Annotated in this window: 15 protein-coding genes and 1 tRNA gene; 12 read left to right on the top strand and 4 right to left on the bottom strand. The window is 41.7% G+C overall.

Features of this window, described 5'->3' with window-relative positions; genetic code table 11:
• Positions 1 to 89: 89 nt before the first annotated feature.
• The 5 genes from guaB to rimI all read left to right on the top strand — a co-directional run bounded on the left by guaB (position 90) and on the right by rimI (position 4305).
• Positions 90 to 1559: an IMP dehydrogenase gene (gene guaB / locus ABMY35_RS07720; protein ID WP_349285658.1), complete on the top strand. Its 1470-nt coding sequence runs from the start codon at positions 90 to 92 to the stop codon at positions 1557 to 1559.
• Positions 1560 to 1672: 113 nt separating this feature from the next.
• Positions 1673 to 3247, top strand: a complete 1575-nt coding sequence (guaA, locus tag ABMY35_RS07725) for a glutamine-hydrolyzing GMP synthase (RefSeq protein WP_138561171.1) — start codon at positions 1673 to 1675, stop codon at positions 3245 to 3247.
• A gap of 148 nt (positions 3248 to 3395) precedes the next feature.
• Positions 3396 to 3472: transfer RNA gene (locus ABMY35_RS07730), tRNA-Trp, on the top strand.
• Between the two features lie 64 nt (positions 3473 to 3536).
• The gene (locus ABMY35_RS07735) at positions 3537 to 3863 is read left to right on the top strand and encodes a hypothetical protein (RefSeq protein WP_349285659.1); all 327 of its coding nucleotides are present in this window, start codon (positions 3537 to 3539) and stop codon (positions 3861 to 3863) included.
• On the top strand, positions 3853 to 4305 hold the full coding sequence (gene rimI / locus ABMY35_RS07740; protein ID WP_349285660.1) for a ribosomal protein S18-alanine N-acetyltransferase: 453 nt from the start codon (positions 3853 to 3855) through the stop codon (positions 4303 to 4305). Before ABMY35_RS07735 ends, rimI begins: the two co-directional genes overlap by 11 nt.
• Before the next feature lie 14 nt (positions 4306 to 4319).
• On the opposite strand, the gene ABMY35_RS07745 is transcribed toward rimI, so the two are convergent.
• A complete protein-coding gene (locus ABMY35_RS07745; protein WP_349285661.1) occupies positions 4320 to 6989 on the bottom strand; it encodes an ATP-binding protein in 2670 nt (889 codons plus the stop codon).
• 131 nt (positions 6990 to 7120) lie between these two features.
• Positions 7121 to 7807 carry a 4'-phosphopantetheinyl transferase superfamily protein gene (locus ABMY35_RS07750; RefSeq protein WP_349285662.1) on the bottom strand — a complete coding sequence of 229 codons (687 nt, stop codon included), beginning with the start codon at positions 7805 to 7807 and terminating at the stop codon, positions 7121 to 7123.
• A 270-nt stretch (positions 7808 to 8077) separates the two neighbouring features.
• Between ABMY35_RS07750 and ABMY35_RS07755 the strand changes: the two genes are divergently transcribed.
• The 5 genes from ABMY35_RS07755 (at position 8078) to ABMY35_RS07775 (ending at position 14561) form a co-directional block, all read left to right on the top strand.
• Positions 8078 to 9457 carry an MATE family efflux transporter gene (locus tag ABMY35_RS07755; RefSeq protein WP_349285663.1) on the top strand — a complete coding sequence of 460 codons (1380 nt, stop codon included), beginning with the start codon at positions 8078 to 8080 and terminating at the stop codon, positions 9455 to 9457.
• A 158-nt stretch (positions 9458 to 9615) separates the two neighbouring features.
• Positions 9616 to 11205: a peptide chain release factor 3 gene (gene prfC / locus ABMY35_RS07760; protein ID WP_349285664.1), complete on the top strand. Its 1590-nt coding sequence runs from the start codon at positions 9616 to 9618 to the stop codon at positions 11203 to 11205.
• Positions 11206 to 11274: 69 nt separating this feature from the next.
• Positions 11275 to 13017 (top strand): arginine--tRNA ligase, encoded by a 1743-nt coding sequence (argS, locus tag ABMY35_RS07765; protein WP_349285665.1) that lies wholly within the window; start codon positions 11275 to 11277, stop codon positions 13015 to 13017.
• 124 nt (positions 13018 to 13141) lie between these two features.
• Positions 13142 to 13783, top strand: a complete 642-nt coding sequence (gene pdxH, locus ABMY35_RS07770; protein WP_349285666.1) for a pyridoxamine 5'-phosphate oxidase — start codon at positions 13142 to 13144, stop codon at positions 13781 to 13783.
• Positions 13784 to 13796: 13 nt separating this feature from the next.
• A complete protein-coding gene (locus ABMY35_RS07775; protein ID WP_349285667.1) occupies positions 13797 to 14561 on the top strand; it encodes a TatD family hydrolase in 765 nt (254 codons plus the stop codon).
• Here ABMY35_RS07775 and ABMY35_RS07780 read toward each other — a convergent pair.
• On the bottom strand, positions 14528 to 15157 hold the full coding sequence (locus ABMY35_RS07780; RefSeq protein ID WP_349285668.1) for an AhpA/YtjB family protein: 630 nt from the start codon (positions 15155 to 15157) through the stop codon (positions 14528 to 14530). The genes ABMY35_RS07775 and ABMY35_RS07780 overlap by 34 nt on opposite strands.
• A 65-nt stretch (positions 15158 to 15222) precedes the next feature.
• Between ABMY35_RS07780 and serB the strand changes: the two genes are divergently transcribed.
• A complete protein-coding gene (gene serB, locus ABMY35_RS07785; RefSeq protein WP_349285669.1) occupies positions 15223 to 16233 on the top strand; it encodes a phosphoserine phosphatase SerB in 1011 nt (336 codons plus the stop codon).
• Between the two features lie 73 nt (positions 16234 to 16306).
• On the opposite strand, the gene ABMY35_RS07790 is transcribed toward serB, so the two are convergent.
• Positions 16307 to 16471: a hypothetical protein gene (locus ABMY35_RS07790; protein ID WP_349285670.1), complete on the bottom strand. Its 165-nt coding sequence runs from the start codon at positions 16469 to 16471 to the stop codon at positions 16307 to 16309.
• Positions 16472 to 16863: 392 nt separating this feature from the next.
• On the opposite strand from ABMY35_RS07790, the gene ABMY35_RS07795 reads away from it, so the two are divergent.
• Positions 16864 to 17595, top strand: a complete 732-nt coding sequence (locus tag ABMY35_RS07795) for a transporter substrate-binding domain-containing protein (RefSeq protein ID WP_349285671.1) — start codon at positions 16864 to 16866, stop codon at positions 17593 to 17595.
• The last annotated feature ends 430 nt before the right edge of the window (positions 17596 to 18025 follow it).

The raw sequence follows: 18025 nt of genomic DNA on the forward strand, positions 1-18025 counted from the left end.
TTGAAAAAAAGATTTACTCACTACAGCAACGCTGATAAAATTCGCACGCAATTCCTATTACTCAATTCCACGTGAGAGATACCGCAAACATGCTAAGAATTGCAAAAGAAGCCCTAACTTTCGATGATGTGCTACTCATCCCTGCACACTCAACTGTATTACCTCATACCGCTGATTTAAAAACGCGTTTAACGCGTGGTATTGATTTAAACCTACCGCTTGTTTCTGCTTCAATGGACACTGTAACTGAAGCGCGTCTTGCTATTGCACTAGCACAAGAAGGCGGCATTGGTTTTGTTCATAAGAACATGACCATTGAAGAGCAAGCGAGAAATGTTCGTAAGGTTAAAGCTTACGAAGCGGGTATCGTATCTTTCCCTGTCACTGTGACAGCTGACCTGACAATTGAAGGTGCGCTGGAGCTTGCACATGAGAAAGGTTTCTCAGGTTTCCCTGTGGTTGGTGAGAATAATCAACTAGAAGGCATCGTAACTAGCCGCGATATGCGTTTTGAAACGCAACTAGATAAGCCTGTTTCTTCAGTAATGACGAAGAAAGCCGATCTTGTAACGGTAAAAGAAGGTGCTGCACGTGAAGAGATCTTAGGTCTGATGCACGAGCACCGCATTGAAAAAATCCTAGTAGTTGATGATGCGTTTGCATTAAAAGGCATGATCACAGTTAAGGACTACCAAAAAGCACAAGAAAAGCCGAATGCATGTAAAGACGAGCAAGGTCGTTTACGTGTAGGTGCAGCTGTTGGTGTGGGTGCAGGTACAGATGAGCGTATCGCAGCCCTTGTTGAAGCGGGTGTTGATGTATTGCTTATCGATACTTCACACGGTCACTCTCAAGGCGTAATTGACCGTGTTAAAGCAACACGTGAAGCATACCCAGATTTACAAATCGTTGCCGGTAACGTTGCTACAGCTGAAGGCGCGATTGCGTTAGCTGATGCAGGTGCTGATGCAGTTAAGGTTGGTATTGGCCCAGGTTCAATTTGTACAACTCGTATCGTAACAGGCTGTGGTGTACCGCAAATTACTGCTATCTCTGATGCTGTTGAAGGCTTAAAAGGCCGTGACATCCCTGTGATTGCTGATGGTGGTATCCGCTTCTCTGGTGATATCGTAAAAGCACTTGTAGCTGGTGCATCATGTGTAATGGTTGGCTCTATGCTTGCGGGTACTGAAGAATCTCCAGGTGAAGTTGAGCTTTACCAAGGTCGTTACTACAAGTCTTACCGTGGTATGGGTAGCTTGGGTGCAATGAACCAAAAAGAAGGTTCGTCAGACCGTTACTTCCAAAAATCAAATGAAGCAGACAAATTGGTACCAGAAGGTATCGAAGGTCGTGTTGCTTATAAAGGTCCTATCGCAACGATTATTCACCAGCAAGTAGGTGGTATCCGTAGTGCAATGGGTTTAACTGGCTGTGCAACGATTGCTGAGTTAAATACAAAACCTCAGTTTGTTAAAGTAACGTCTGCAGGTATGGGTGAGTCACACGTTCACGACGTGCAGATCACCAAAGAAGCGCCTAACTACCGTATGGGTTAATGCGCAACGCATATTAAAAATTGGGCTAGCTCAGGCTAGCCCTTCTTAATTTTAGGTAAAGTTCGTTTTTGTGCTTTACTAAACTTATCGTTTTCTAACCAACGAGATTATCAATGAGCAAAGACATCCACGATTCCCGCATTTTGATCTTAGATTTCGGTTCTCAGTACACGCAGCTTATCGCGCGCCGTGTTCGTGAAATCGGTGTTTACTGTGAGCTTTGGGCTTGGGACGTAACGGAAGAGCAGATCCGTGAATTTAACCCACAAGGTATTATTTTATCTGGTGGCCCAGAGTCAACGACAGAAGAAAACAGCCCACGAGCACCTGAGTATGTATTTAATGCTGGCGTGCCAGTATTAGGCGTATGTTACGGTATGCAAACTATGGCAATGCAGTTAGGCGGCCTAGTTGAAAGCTCAGACAAGAAAGAGTTCGGTTATGCACGTGTTGAAAAACTAGGTAACTGTAAACTATTCGAAGACATTCAAGATCACATTGAGAATGGTTCGGACTTCCTAGACGTGTGGATGAGCCACGGCGACAAAGTAATTGAAGTGCCAGAGACATTTGTAACTTCAGCTAAAACTGATACGTGTCCACATGCGGCTATGTCTTGGGAAGAAAAGCGTTTTTACGGTGTTCAATTTCACCCAGAAGTAACGCATACGCAACAAGGTCAGCGCCTGTTAGAGCGTTTTGTTATTGATATCTGTGGCTGTGAAAAGCTGTGGACTCCATCGCAAATTATTGAAGATGCCGTTGCTAAAATCAAAGAAAAAGTAGGTGATGACGAAGTTATCCTAGGCCTATCTGGTGGTGTAGATTCATCAGTCGTAGCCATGCTTATCCACCGTGCAATTGGTAAGAAGCTAACCTGTGTATTCGTTGATAACGGCCTACTTCGTTTGAACGAAGGTCAGCAAGTAATGGAAATGTTTGGTGATAAGTTCGGTCTGAACATCATCAAAGTTGATGCTGAAGAGCAGTTCTTAAATGACCTAGCAGGTCTTTCAGATCCAGAAGATAAGCGTAAAGCAATCGGTCATACATTCATTGACGTGTTCGATGCAGAGTCTAAAAAACTGAAAAATGCGAAATGGTTAGCACAAGGTACAATTTACCCAGACGTGATCGAGTCAGCGGCTTCTAAAACAGGTAAGGCGCATGTGATTAAGTCTCACCATAACGTAGGTGGTCTACCTGATGATATGGAAATGGGTCTAGTTGAGCCGCTTCGCGAATTATTTAAAGATGAAGTACGTAAGATTGGTCTTGAGTTAGGTTTACCTTACGACATGCTTTACCGTCACCCATTCCCAGGTCCAGGTTTAGGTGTACGTGTACTAGGTGAAATTAAGAAAGAATACTGTGACTTACTTCGTCGTGCAGACGCTATCTTCATTGAAGAACTACATAAAGCAGACATCTACCACAAGGTATCGCAAGCATTCACGGTATTCCTACCGGTTAAATCGGTTGGCGTAATGGGTGATGCACGTAAATACGACTGGGTAGTATCACTTCGTTGTGTAGAAACAATCGACTTTATGACAGCGCGTTGGTCACACCTACCTTATGATTTCTTAGGTCTGGTATCAAACCGCATCATTAACGAGATCGATGGTATCTCACGCGTGGTTTACGATATTTCTGGTAAGCCACCTGCAACCATCGAATGGGAATAATGCGCAAGTAGTTCATTGCTAATTTAATGATTAAAAAGGCGAATAGGTAAAATATTCGCCTTTTTGTTTATTTAAGCCGCAGTTAAACATTTTTTTGAAATTTTTACTTTACCTTTAAAAAAACCTCTCTATAATGCGTCGTCATTGCAGGGGCGTAGTTCCAATTGGTAGAACAGCGGTCTCCAAAACCGATGGTTGCGGGTTCGAGTCCTGCCGCCCCTGCCACTTCTTACTTTGCTTTATCTGCTACAAACCTTTATATTCTAAAAAAATTCTTCAAGATTTAACTATGCGCGCATTGCATGCTGATGTTTTAGGTATTACACCACTTAAACTCAATTCACATTTTGCTCCAGAGACATCTGAGTCTGAAATGACTTCGGCTGATCACAGAGAGGTGCCTTTAATGGCTTCTGAGCAGCAAACTGAGCAATATGAGTTACTAACCCTACCTTATCAATTACATGCTGATTTACTATTGCTACAGCCCGCAGGCTTTGCTGAAATAATAAAGGGCAATAGCGTCAAGCTGCAGAACAACGTGCTTACTCTGCCTTCGGTAAACCTCACGGTTGAGCACAAACGTGCGTTATGGAAGTTATTACATGACAAGTAAAATAGTTGCGGGCTTACTTAATGATATGCCGCTTGAAACCATTATGGGTATCGAAGCGGCATGCCATAGCTTTCCTTGGAGCGCTAAAACCATGCAATCCTGTTTAGGAGGCCGTTACTATAATGCAGGCTTATTATTAAGTGATGAACTGGTTGGTTTTTATATTGCTGAGCAGGTTGGGCCTGATCATACTCTAATGGATATTTGTGTTGCCCCTGAGTACCAAGGGCAGGGTTATGCGAAACAGCTTATGGTTCATTTGCTGAAGCAGGCACAAACACGCCAAGCTGAGAACTGTTTTTTAGAAGTAAGAGAATCAAACTTAAGCGCGATTGCGGTTTATCAAAAGTTCGACTTTTCAGAAGTGGGTTTACGGAAAAACTATTACCCAGCGAAAGAAGGTAAAGAGCATGCAGTATTAATGGCGAGAAGCTTTTTTTAAAGTGATAACGCCATTTAAACCTCAGTTTTTTGCTGTTGTGCCAAGGTGTACTTGATGGCTTCACAGAGATTCAATTGCGTATATTGCCACTGAGCCTGCTGATTGGTCATTAAGCTATTTTCAAGCTCTTCAGCAGCGCTGTGAATGTTCATAAAGCCAAAGCATCCGGCACTGCCTTTTAAGCTATGAGCAAGTGCTCTGAGCGACTCCCACTCCTGATTATCATAATAGTTTTGCACTTGTTTAAGATAGTCAGGCAGCTTTTCCATATAATTTTTGTTGATTTGTACAAACTTTTCACTGGCTAAGAGGGAATCCCACTTAGATTGACTCGCGGCCTGGATCTGTAGGTGCTCTAGCAGTACTTGGCCAAGTTGTTTCTTATCGATTGGCTTTGCCAAGGTTGCATCACAGCCAGCAGCAAGGTAAGACTCAACATCATGCTTCATAACATTTGCAGTGAGAGCGATGATAGGGCCATCGTAGGCTGCGTGCCTGAGCATTTCAGTGGCTTCAAGGCCGCCCATGACAGGCATTTGCATATCCATTAAAATCAGTTGGTAATCATTAACTAGCGCTTTCTCAACTGCTTCAGCACCGTTATTGGCTATATCCGGCTTGATTCCCCATGCATCAAGCAGTAGGCAGATCAATTCTTGGTTATCAGGGTTGTCTTCTGCCAGCAGAATACTGGCATCAAACTGAGTCGCAGCAAGCTCTTGTGAGGCATCAGGGATATACGCTGACTCCTCTAATTTATTGATAAGTTGGTAATCGCCATTCGGAAAGTTTGCTAAAACACGAATGGTAAACTTACTGCCTACACCCTGTTCACTCAATACTTCTACATCACCACCGAGTAGCTGGGCCAAATTCTTAGAAATACAAAGACCTAAACCGGTTCCACCGAAGCGGCGTGTGGTTGTGCTATCAGCCTGCTCAAAGGGTTTAAAGACGCGTTTGATTTCACTGTCAGACATGCCGATACCGGTATCTTCAATAACAAACTCAACACTTTGACTTTGATGAATAAATCGTACACTTAAGCGAATACCTCCATACTCGGTAAATTTCACGGCGTTGGTGGTAATGTTTAAGAGGATTTGTTTTAAACGGGTAATATCGCTGTAAATGGAGCGCGGCAGTGGGAATTGGTAGTCCATAGAAAAAGATAGCTGCTTTTCTTGTGCCAGTGGCGCGATGATCGACTCAACATCTTCAAGTAAAGGCTGAAGCTTGAATGGGCGATTCTCTACATCAAGCTTTTCAGCTTCTATTTTCGATAAATCTAGGATGTTATTTATCAGCTCTAACAAATGTTTGGAGTTACGCAATACAGTACTTAAGTGATTTCGATTCGCGGTTGCTTGCGGATTAACAATCAATTGCTCGGTAAAGCCCATAATGGCGGTAAGCGGCGTGCGAATTTCATGGCTCATATTAGCTAGGAAGCGACTTTTTAAGTCACTGGCCTGTTCAGCCTCTTTAATCGCGATTTCGAGTTGTTGATTTGTTTCTTCTAGCTCTTTGGTGCGCACATCAACCATTTCTTCTAGGTGTAATTTGTAGGTTTTAAGTTCAGATTGAGAATCTCTGATCTGTTTTACCATGTGGTTGAAGTCTCTGAACAAAAGCCCAACTTCATCGTTGCTTTGTTCAGGTAAAGAGACTGATAAATTACCATCACCGACCTTATGGCTGGCAGCACCAAGTAATTCAATTGGGTTTAAAAGTAGATTCCTTACCACTATAAAAATCAAGATAGGGAGAGTTATCACCGACAAAATGACAATCAAAGCAGTGATCAAACTAATTGCTTTACCTGATTGATACAGCAGCGCTTTTGGAATGCTCGATAAATAATAATAACCGCCACTTAATTGCACCGCATAAACCATACGCTCGATGTTATCTACACTCGACAATTTAATTGATTTCAGCGTACTTCGCTCAGCGGTTTCTTGTATTTTTTGAGTTTCTTCGACGTTCAAAGATTGTGCATACAGATTTGGATCTGAACTGAATAAGATTTCACCCTGCTGAGTGATCAATAAATTTAAGGTATTATTGTATGGAGACTCTAAGATACTTGAGTGAATTACCGAAGGGTCAACTTGAACTATGATGTAACCTTGTTGTTTTGGTCTTTTGAGCTGGTAATCAACACTGAAAATTTGCTGTACAAGATAAATATGTGTGGTGTTGTTTTCAGTCGGCACCATGAATTTCTGCTGCCGCATACTGCTACTTTTTACTTGCTCAAAAAACGGATAACTTTGTGGTGCCTGATTCAAATTATTCGCATAGTAAGCTTTTGATTCACCCTCTGGTGAAACTAGGTTAATGCTTAATATGTCAGGGTAGGCATCACTGTAACTGGCAAATACATCCATTAAAGCGCCAAGCCGAGCGGTTTTTTCAAAAGGTGTTTCAAAATCTATTGCGAGAAAATCGCTTAATACAGGAGAAGTTGAGAGCAGTTTGGTGGTTGACTGATAAATCTCAATATAGTTGAACATCTTCTGATGCTGCTGTTCAACAAATCGACTTACAGTGAGCTTTGCTTGTTTTTGTGTTGAACTAGTAACGTTAGTCAAGGTGAAACCACCTAAAAACAGCAAAGGTAAAATCACTAATGGAGTGATGTACCATAATAATTTTATACTTAACTTGCTGGTTTTCATGCGATTTAAATAACGTCCTAAATGTTCTTCTTGTTAGCATAATGGAACAAAGCCCAAGTATCTAATCCTAAGACAATGCAGCTTTTTTAACAAGTCATATGCGCTATGTTCATACTTGTTTAATAAAGTAACTATTTTGCTTCAAATAAACATTGAGTGAATACAAGGCCATCTATAATTTGATAGTGAACATTAACTTCCAAACCGGTTTGTACTTGTTTGCTTAAGTTATACATTATTTTAAAAGTTAAAATAGTCTCGTTAAATGCAATTAACTTTGCTTTATCGAAGCCAAAATATTTTTTCACAAAAGGGTAAAGGGCTTTATAAATACTTTCTTTGGCTGAAAAAATAACGCTGAGGGGATGTGTTACTTGCTTACTAAGCTCATGAAATTGCGTGCTTTCGTCATCTCGTAATATGTGCGTTTGCAGTTTTATCTCTTGACTATCCTTCATCAATTTTTCGACATCAATACCTACGCCTGTGGCGCGATCTTGCAAGCCAGCTATCGCAGCAGCAATGCCTTTGGTGTGGGTAATTGAACCAAATGTACCTGCCGGCCAAATTGGTACTCTATCATCTGCGGTATGGACTATTGGGTTTTCAAAATTTAGTGCTATTAGTGCTTGAGTTGCACATAGTCGACCTGCTAAATATTCAGCTTGACGTTTGTGAACTGCTTTTTTTATGCGTTCAGGAAGTGGCTGTTTGAATAAATCAAAACTTTGAGGCACAAAGCTCCCAGCATCGAACTCTAGCACCACAAGCTCAAGCGTGAGATGATTTTTAAAAACAGTTGATTGGGTTACTTGCATTGCTCACTCCTTTTGGGGCTGAGTGTCAGTTATTTGTTTTAAAATCGCAAGTTTTTCTAAGAAGGTTAAAGGTCGATTATTTAAGCGGATAATAAGTTTTACAAAAGTTTACCTGCTTTATTTTAATCCAGCTTTTAGGATGAAGATAAAGTAAGAAATGCTTTGGCTAGGTCACTAAACACATACTTTGTTACAAACCAGAGAAGTTATTTTGTAATAAAAACTTGGGTTTAGGGTCTTAGTTTAAGACATACGAAATGGATTGATATTATGCAGCAGAGTCAAACTTTGTGTTATCTAAGTGCATCGCCTTGGCAGCTATTAAGAAAAACCACCGCTATTTTATTGCCAGCGATTTGTATTCTATTGGCTTACGATCTAGCCGAATCGTCGGTGATAGCCAATACCAATGAGCAACTTCTACAACTCTATGGGTATGCTCAGCCTTTGCTTGTAACTTTGATGGCATTTGCTGTTGCCTTGTCGGTTCGAACGAATATGGCCATGGTGCAATTGGTTGAGCAGAAAAATAAAGGATTGTTTGCTCATATTCGCTTTGGTGTATTTGCCAGTGTCGCTGTATCTATTTTCTTATTACTCACATTAGATGAAATACTGGCCTTATTCGGTTTAGCTGAGTGGTTGAGTACTTTATCGGACGTGCAGTCTGTCGAGTTTACTTCAGAGATCATGTCGTTTTTAACAGTGCGGATCAGCACACTCTTTGCTTTAGTGATTATTTGGCAAGTTAGCAGCGCGCTCAGAGCGTTAAACGATTGTTGGTACTCGGCACTGTATTTATTGCTTTGGATGATGTGTAAGTCAATTGGGTTGTTAGTGTTAGCTCAGCAAAGCGAGCTTCATTTGCTGAGTTCTCTAGCCCAGTTGCATGCTTTTGTTGATGTTTTATTTGCAGCGATAGGTTTAAGCCTTGTGTTTATGAGGCATAAATCGAGTTTATTTGCATCGGACAAAGCAGTAAATGGAAATTTAGATACGATACTCATTATTTGTCAGCAGTTAATACCTGCATGCTCTCTTGCGCTATTAACTTATATCGCCAGCCAGTCTGATACCGCTTTTATCGCAGTATTTGCTTTAACCTTTAAGATAGAAGCATTGGCTTTATTGATCCCTATGGTGCTGACCGCTTCATTGCCTGCAATAGTGGGCGTCAATTATTGGTCGAACAATAAAAAACGTGCTGTGAGTATCTTAAAAAGTGCGTTTTATCTCATTATTGCTATGCAATGTGTGATAGCCGCTTTACTTTATTTATTTCAGTCACAGCTGTTTGCTGGGATCTGCCCCGATTGTCAGCAAATTACCTTGTTAAAATACTTCATTCAATTCTTACCCATTAGTTATGTCGGTTTAGGTATGTCTATGGTGTATGTCTCTTGTTTGAATGCCATGGGCAAGAGTAAACAAGCCATGGTGTTTTTGGCTTTCCACCGTCTATTGCTTATCCCAATTTCGGCTGTGTTGGGGCTTAATCTATTGGGAAATATGGGGTTGTTTATTGGCTTAGCAGTATCGCATTTCATTATGGGTGGTTTTGTATTTTATCAGATCACTGTTTTTTACAGCCGTTCAAGTGATGAACAAAACGACATGATGCAATTAGATTTGCAAACAGAAAAAACTTAACTGTTTGAGAAGAAAAAGTTGTTATAAAAACCGCTGTACGATTGAGTATCTTGGCAAGATAAGCGAAAATAGTCGATTAACTGATATTCATAGCCTGAGCAGGACAAGTAATTTCATTTTACTTGTGCTGTGCTCAACTTAAGAGAAGATTTTAATCGATGTCAAACGCTTCAATTCCTCAGGAAGTCTCGAAAAGACGGACTTTCGCGATTATCTCGCACCCGGATGCGGGTAAAACCACCATCACAGAAAAAGTACTTTTATTCGGAAAGGCCTTACAAAAAGCCGGTACGGTAAAAGGCCGTGGTTCAAACCAGCACGCTAAGTCTGACTGGATGGAAATGGAAAAAGAGCGTGGTATCTCGGTAACAACCTCTGTGATGCAGTTCCCGTATAACGATGCATTGGTGAATCTACTAGATACTCCGGGACACGAAGATTTCTCTGAAGATACTTATCGTACACTGACAGCCGTTGACTCATGTCTGATGGTGATCGATGCAGCAAAAGGTGTAGAAGACCGTACACGTAAACTGATGGAAGTTACACGCTTACGTGACACGCCAATCGTGACTTTTATGAACAAGCTTGACCGTGACATCCGCGACCCTATGGAAGTGATGGATGAAGTTGAAACTGAACTTAACATCATGTGCGCACCGATTACTTGGCCAATCGGCTGTGGTAAAGAGTTTAAAGGTGTGTATCACATTCACCGTGATGAAACGATTCTATACGCAACCGGTCAAGGTCATACCATCCAAGAAAAGCGCATCATTAAGGGCTTAGATAACCCAGACTTAGATGTAGAAATCGGGGATGAATTAGCAGAGCAACTTCGTGAAGAGTTAGAGCTAGTAATCGGTGCATCAAACGAATTTGATCACGACCTATTTTTATCAGGTGAGCTAACGCCAGTTTACTTTGGTACTGCATTAGGTAACTTCGGTGTTGACCACATGCTTGACGGTTTGACTGAGTGGGCGCCAACGCCAATGCCACGTCAAACAGAAGAGCGTGAAGTCAAAGCAGAAGAAGAAAAGTTCTCAGGCTTCGTATTTAAAATTCAAGCGAACATGGACCCGAAACACCGAGACCGTATCGCATTCATGCGTATTGTATCGGGTAAATATACCCAAGGTATGAAAATGGACCACGTACGTATCGGCAAAAAAGTCAGTATTTCTGACGCGGTTACTTTCATGGCCGGTGACCGTGAACGTGCGCAAGAAGCGTTTGCAGGTGACATCATTGGTTTGCATAACCACGGTACAATCCAAATCGGTGATACTTTTACTCAAGGTGAGAAGCTTAAGTTCAGTGGTATTCCAAACTTCGCGCCAGAGTTATTCCGTAGCATTCGCTTGAAAGATCCTCTCAAGCAAAAGCAGTTATTAAAAGGCCTAGTACAGCTTTCAGAAGAAGGTGCGGTACAGGTATTTAGACCATTACAAAATAACAGCCTAATCGTAGGTGCGGTTGGTGTGCTGCAGTTTGATGTGGTTGTTGCCCGTTTGAAAGCGGAATATAACGTGGATGCAATCTACGAGAGTGTGTCGGTACAAACAGCGCGTTGGGTAACCTGCGACGACGATAAGAAAATGGCTGAGTTTAAACGTAAGTGTGAAGCTAACTTAGCCCTTGATGGTGGTGATAACTTAACTTACATTGCACCAAGCCGTGTAAACTTAAATTTATCGATGGAACGCTATCCTGATGTTCAGTTCCACCATACACGTGAACACTAATAAACGCTTAAATTGAATCGAATTTAACCTTGCTGGCGTTGATGGCTGGCAAGGTTTACAGGATAAAAAATGAATATCAAAACTCTATTAATTGAAAAAGCTAACGCGGCGATGCACGCTGCGGGTATTCCTGAAGGCACAAACCCAGCGGTTACACAATCTACTCGTCCGCAATTTGGTGATTACCAAATCAATGGTGCAATGGGCGCTGCAAAAGCATTAAAAACTAACCCGCGTGAACTTGCACAAAAGATCATCGACAATTTAGACGTTGCCGATCTTGCTGCAAAAACTGAAATTGCAGGCCCGGGTTTTATCAACATTCACCTAAAGCCTGAGTTTTTAGCTGCAAGCCTAGAAGCGGCAAACCAAGATGCAAAACTTGGTGTTGCTGAGCATGCAAACCCGCATAAAGTTGTGGTTGATTACTCTTCACCAAACCTTGCAAAAGAAATGCACGTAGGTCATTTACGTTCTACCATCATTGGTGATGCGGTTGTACGTGCCCTTGAGTTCCGTGGTGATACGGTTATTCGTCAAAACCATATGGGTGACTGGGGTACACAGTTCGGTATGCTTATCGCACACCTTGAAGATTTACTTGAGCAGGGCGTTGACCTTGAAAAAGTAGCACTTGCTGACCTTGAAAGCTTTTACCGTGATGCGAAGAAACGTTTCGATGACGAAGAAGGTTTTGCTGACAAAGCGCGTGACTACGTCGTTAAGCTACAAGGTGGCGACGCACACTGTAAGAAGCTTTGGCAGATGTTTATCGACACGTCGGTTAAACACTCTGAAGAAGTATACGCAAGATTAAACGTTACCCTTGGCCGTGACGATATTAAAGCTGAAAGCGCTTATAACGACCGCCTACAAGGTGTGATCGACCTACTTAAAGAAAAAGGCATTGCGGTTGAAGACCAAGGTGCGCAAGTAGTATTCCTTGATGAGCTTGCTAACAAAGATGGCGAGCCATCAGTGTTCATCGTTCAAAAGTCAGGTGGCGGTTTCTTATATTCAACGACTGACCTTGCAGCCTGTGACTACCGTTCAAACGAATTAGACGTAGACCGTATCTTAATTTTCGTAGATGCACGTCAGGGCTTACACTTCAACCAAGTTGAGATCACAGCACGTAAAGCGGGCCTTTTAAAAGACAAAACCAGCTACGAGCCAAGCCTATTCGGTACTATGATGGGTGATGATGGTAAACCATTCAAAACTCGTACGGGTGGAACAGTTAAACTTGCAGACCTACTTGAAGAAGCAGTAAGCCGTGCAGCAGATAAAATTGCTGACCGTACAGCTGAATTAAGCGAAGAAGAGCGCAGTGAGATTGCGCGTAAAGTGGGTATTGGCGCAGTTAAATACGCTGACTTATCTAAGCACCGTACCAGTGACTATATCTTCAACTGGGACACAATGTTGAGCTTTGAAGGTGCAACTGCACCTTACTTACAATATGCCTACACGCGTGTAAGTGGCATTTTCCGTAAAGCGGGCGTAGATAGTGAAAATCTTGCTGGCAGCATCAACATTGTTGAGTCGCAAGAAAAAGCATTGGCGTTAAAACTACTTCAGCTTGAAGAAGTGCTTGATCTGATGATCAGCGAAGCGACTCCACACGTATTATGTGGTTACTTATATGAGCTTGCGAGCCTGTATATGACTTTCTACGAAGCGTGCCCAATCTTAAAAGATGATGTGGCAGCTGATGTACGTGAAAGCCGTTTACTACTATGTAACTTAGTGGCTAAATCGCTACGTACCGGTCTAGACCTTCTGGGCATCGAAGTGATGGAGCAGATGTAATCTGTTTCATTCACTAAATGAACTTGATAGGCCGCGCAACAGCATGTTGTTGCGGCTTTTTTTATACCCAATTAAGAGCAGATTGTTATTAACCTAAGCTCAGGTTAACGAGTAAGGAACGAATATGAAATTAGAAGACATTCGCCGCGAGTATACCCAAGGTGGTTTGCAGCGTGACACGCTAGCAGATGACCCTATTGTGCAATTTGAGGCTTGGTTAAAACAAGCGGTTGAAGCCAAGTTTAGTAATGATCCGACAGCCATGGTTGTAGCAACGGTTGATGAAACCGGCCAGCCCTCACAGCGCATTGTGCTTCTGAAGCATTTAGATGAGAGCGGATTTGTATTTTTTACCAATACGGGCTCACGAAAAGCACAAGAATTACAAAGCAATAATAAAATTTCGTTGCATTTCCCATGGCATGAAATTGAACGCCAAGTGATTGTTTATGGTGAAGCTAAGCCACTTCCAACCAGCGCTGTAGCAAAATATTTCTTATCTCGTCCAAAAGAGAGCCAACTCGCAGCTTGGGCGTCACAGCAGTCTCGCCCAGTGTCATCACGCCAAGCGCTGATGCAAACCTTTAACAGCATGAAGGCAAAGTTTGCTAAAGGCGATATTCCACTGCCAGACTTTTGGGGCGGCTATTGTGTTGAGCCAACTAAAATTGAATTTTGGCAAGGTGGCGAGCACCGCTTACATGACCGCTTTATGTATGTGAAACAAGCCGATGGCAGCTGGGCTATTGAAAGATTAAATCCTTAAGCTTCGCTTCAATATGCAATTCATAGACACCCACTGTCACCTTGACTTCGAGGAGTTTAAAGGTGACTTGCAAAACCATGTTTACCGTGCAAATCAGCTTGGTATTCATGGTTTTGTTGTACCTGGGGTCACATCAAAACAAAGTGGAGCATTACTGAGTTTTAAACTGCACAACCCTGGAGTTTATATTGCTTTCGGTCTTCATCCGTATTTTATGGCTGAGCATCAAGATGGTGATTTTGAACAACTGAAAAGTTTGGCGATTGAACATCGAGAGCAGCTGGTGGCGATTGGTGAGTGTGGTATTGATGCGAGTATTGCAGATATTGAAAAGCAGCAAACGCTTTTTGCAAAGCATATAAAACTTGCGAATGAGTTGTCGCTGCCGCTAATCGTGCATCATAGGCAAAGCCATCATTTGATTATGCAAGCATTTAAGCAAGTACAGCCAAAATGGGGTGGGGTGATCCATGCTTTTAGTGGCTCACTGCAACAAGCGCAAGCGTATATCAAACTGGGTTTTAAACTTGGCGTGGGGGGCACGATAACCTATGAACGTGCCAACAAAACCAAACAAGCTTTGGCACTAGTGCCACTCGATAGCTTAGTGCTTGAGACTGACGCGCCTTCTATGCCGCTTGCGGGTTACCAAGGGCAGATAAACTTACCTGAACGCCTTAAAGCAGTATTTGATTGCCTAGTAGCAATTCGCAGTGAGTCAGAGTCTGAGATTGCCGAACAAGTTTATGCGTCGTCTTGTTCGCTTTTTAATATTTGACGCTTCACTTCCCAACGTTTTAACGCGCGCCCTAATTGCCAAGTGAATACACAGGTAATGATCAACATCAGCAACACCATACGACCGAGTTCGTGAAAGTGATGATGGCTTTCACTCATAGCGTCTTGAGTTAAGTACACCATATTTACAAAGCCAAGGGGTTTGTCATCCGCATTGGTAATGGGTAGCACGATGGCATCTTTTAATTTGCTGATCCCCGGTAATTGTTTTGCAATGCCTTGATTGAGTGGCTCGGCTTGAAATCCTTCACTTTTAGTTAAGAGTTGCCCTTGGTGGTCATAAATAGCAGCGCCTAACACGTATGGATCTTTGGCCAAATTCTTGGTCAGTTTTTCTAACTTATCGAGCTCTTGGCTTTGCATTGAATAGCTGGCGTTCCATGCTGTTTGCTGTGCCAAACTTCGGGCAGCTTGATGCGCTTGGTTATTTAACAGTTGATGAGAGCGAAAACTGGTATTAAAGGCAATCCAAGTCAGTGTGATAAAGCAAGCTGCAGCAATGATTAAACGGATCAAGCGTCGGTTTTTTGAAGACGTTATCAAATCAAGTGCTTGTGTATTTTTCATAGTATCCATATTGAGTGCTGACAGCCTTTTGGAATGATGTTACAAATGCATTGTTACTAAATTTGGAGCTCACAATGGCTGGTATTCGCTTTAACCTTACACCGCAACTTTCACTCACTGATTTATGCACCTTAGCAAAATGTTATCAGATTGAAAATGATCACTTAGTCGAGCAAGCGTCTGAATCATTGCCATTGGGTGAAGATTTTATCGTGTTTTTTGGTGCTCAAGCGAACACACATTTTTTGCAATATGCCATTGAGTTTATTGGTAAGACGAATATCAATGCAGTAAGCCTATATCAGCCTGCAGCGCAATTAGCACCAGCGTTAGCGTTTAACGTTAAAGCACAGTTTGATGACTCGAAAGAATATAAAAAACAGCTGCGCAGTTTTGCTGTCGAGCATGGTTTTGAAGGTGCCTATTTATCAAAGCCAGCCAGTTTGAGCCAGCCGGGTTTACTCATCATGGATATGGACTCTACGGCGATAGAAATTGAGTGTATTGATGAAATAGCACGTTTAGCCGACGTTTATGACGAGGTTGCTAGCGTGACTGCCATGGCAATGGCTGGGCAATTGGGTTTTAGCGAAAGTTTGCATCAGCGCGTGGCGAAACTTGAAGGTATTGAATTGTCTTTGATCCAACAGTTAAAAGATAACCTACCGCTGATGGAGGGCATTCAAGATCTTTGTCATACATTAAAAGCCCATAACTGGCAGTTAATACTCGCATCGGGTGGCTTCACTTGGTTTGCAGAAGCACTGCAAGCACCACTGTCGCTAGATGCTTTTTATGCCAATGAGCTGGAAATAAAAGGTGCGCGTTTAACGGGTAAAGTATTAGGTGATGTGGTCGATGCTCAGAAAAAGGCTGATATTTTAGCAAAGACGCGCACTCAGCTTGGATTAGCGAAACAACAAACCATTGCCATTGGTGATGGTGCTAATGATTTGGTGATGATGGTGGAAGCGGGAACAGGGGTGGCTATTCATGGCAAACCAAAAGTGATTGAAAACGCCGATGCAGCTATTTGTCATGGCTCACTATTGCAGTTGTTATATTTTATTGCACTACCCAAGTAATCAGTTTGCCAGTGATTAATTGTTCGAAAAAAGGAAGTCGCTGCTACTTCCTTTTTTTGTGTCTATGAAGAGGTTACCTTCGACATGCGTCCACATTTTCACAGGTAGGGAAATAACTCATATGGCAAATACCTTGTGGCGTTGAAAAACCAAACCCGCCTGCAATGTTAGGAGTCGCAACTTTATCAATGGTTTTTGCATTCGATAAGTTCTTTAACTTCTTTTTATTCAATTTCATGATCAGTTTCCTTCTAAATAAAGCCGAAATAGGCTTATTTATGTTAGGTGGTAAATAAGCCAGGGACAAGCTTTGGCTCAGAGTAAAAGATTATAAAAATCGTTTGTACAAACGATTAAGTGCTATTGATAAGACTGCACTATTTAGCTCTATAAAATGATTGTTTAATCTTCATTGGGGCGAGCTTTTGAAGACTAAACATTATGGCGCTAAGTAAGTGGTGTAAAAGATTTCATCGTAATCAGAAATCGCCTAAAGGAGTTTAATAAAGCCGCTCTAAGGCTTATTACTCTGCTATGAGGCTAGTAAATCTGATACAGTTTTGGCATTGTGAGCTAGCATGTTAGGAGGTATAAAGCACTATGGCCCGTTTTTGTTCAGCAATTTTTTGTATGTTATTAGCTACATTTTCCAATAGTGTGTGGTCTTCAGAAACCTTGCGCTTTGTCGCTGAAGATCTCTACCCCTTGCATTTCAATGACGACAAAAAGCAGCCAAAAGGGTTTTTAGTTGAGTTAGTCGATAAAGTATTGAGTGAGTGTCAATGCCAAGGGCGTGTTGAAATAATGCCACAGGCTCGCGCGTTCAAAGAGTTTAAGTCAGATAAAAATACTTTGATGATCTCATTATTAAAAACGCCACAACGTAGCAATGAATTCAATTTTCTAGGCAGTGTTTATTTCGCAGATGCTTATCTAATTGGACTTAAAAAAAAATCGTTTCCATTATTTGATTTAAAGAGTGCTCGTGGGTTAAGGGTCAGTACAGTACGAGGATATTTTAGTCATTACTATCTAGAAAAGTCGGGGTTTTCTACTGATCATGATTTAGTGCTTGCGCCAGATCCTGAGAGCCTACTCCATATGCTTTATAAAGGAAGAACAGATCTTGTGTTAACAAATACCTTGTCGCTTGATAAGGAGCTAAGAAGCATAGGACTTGACCCTGATCAGATAGAAGAAAAACTAAGTTTAAAAGGCTTCCCTAACGAGTTGCATTTTGTTGCCAATAAGCAGCTCGATCAAGAGGTAGCTCGGAAGCTTAAGCAAGGGCTGGAAAAAATTAAGCTGACAGGAGAATACACAACCCTATTGAATAAGTGGCAGTTACTTCAAGAAAAGTAAGTGAGCAAGCAATTTAGCTAAAAATGAGAACTAATAGAGTTGTTACTGGCAGACAATTGAATAATATATAGGATTTGTACATCTCATTTCTTCCCTAAAAAACCAAAATATCGATTAGTTACATTTTTTAACTTGTGAATGTATCCCCCTACTCCCTCAAATTTTAGATTGTCCAAGTACTGGAACATTAAAAGCAACCTTTAATGGTCTGACCACTTTAATTTGTACTGTGGTTTTTCCTAAATTTGTATAAAGTTTAGACTTTGGTTGTAGAAAAGCTGTGGTTAAACCGTGCAGAATTTTGACAGTATCACGGGTTTTTGATAGTGTAATGCGCAAATTTGGTATTACCAATTTACCTTTTGGTTAAGATTACCTAACAATATGATGTTAGATGGTCTTTTCAACATGCTTAAATTCGGCGTTTGAT

Origin of the sequence: Pseudoalteromonas sp. BZB3 (assembly GCF_040104455.1) — a bacterium.
Lineage (GTDB): Bacteria > Pseudomonadota > Gammaproteobacteria > Enterobacterales > Alteromonadaceae > Pseudoalteromonas.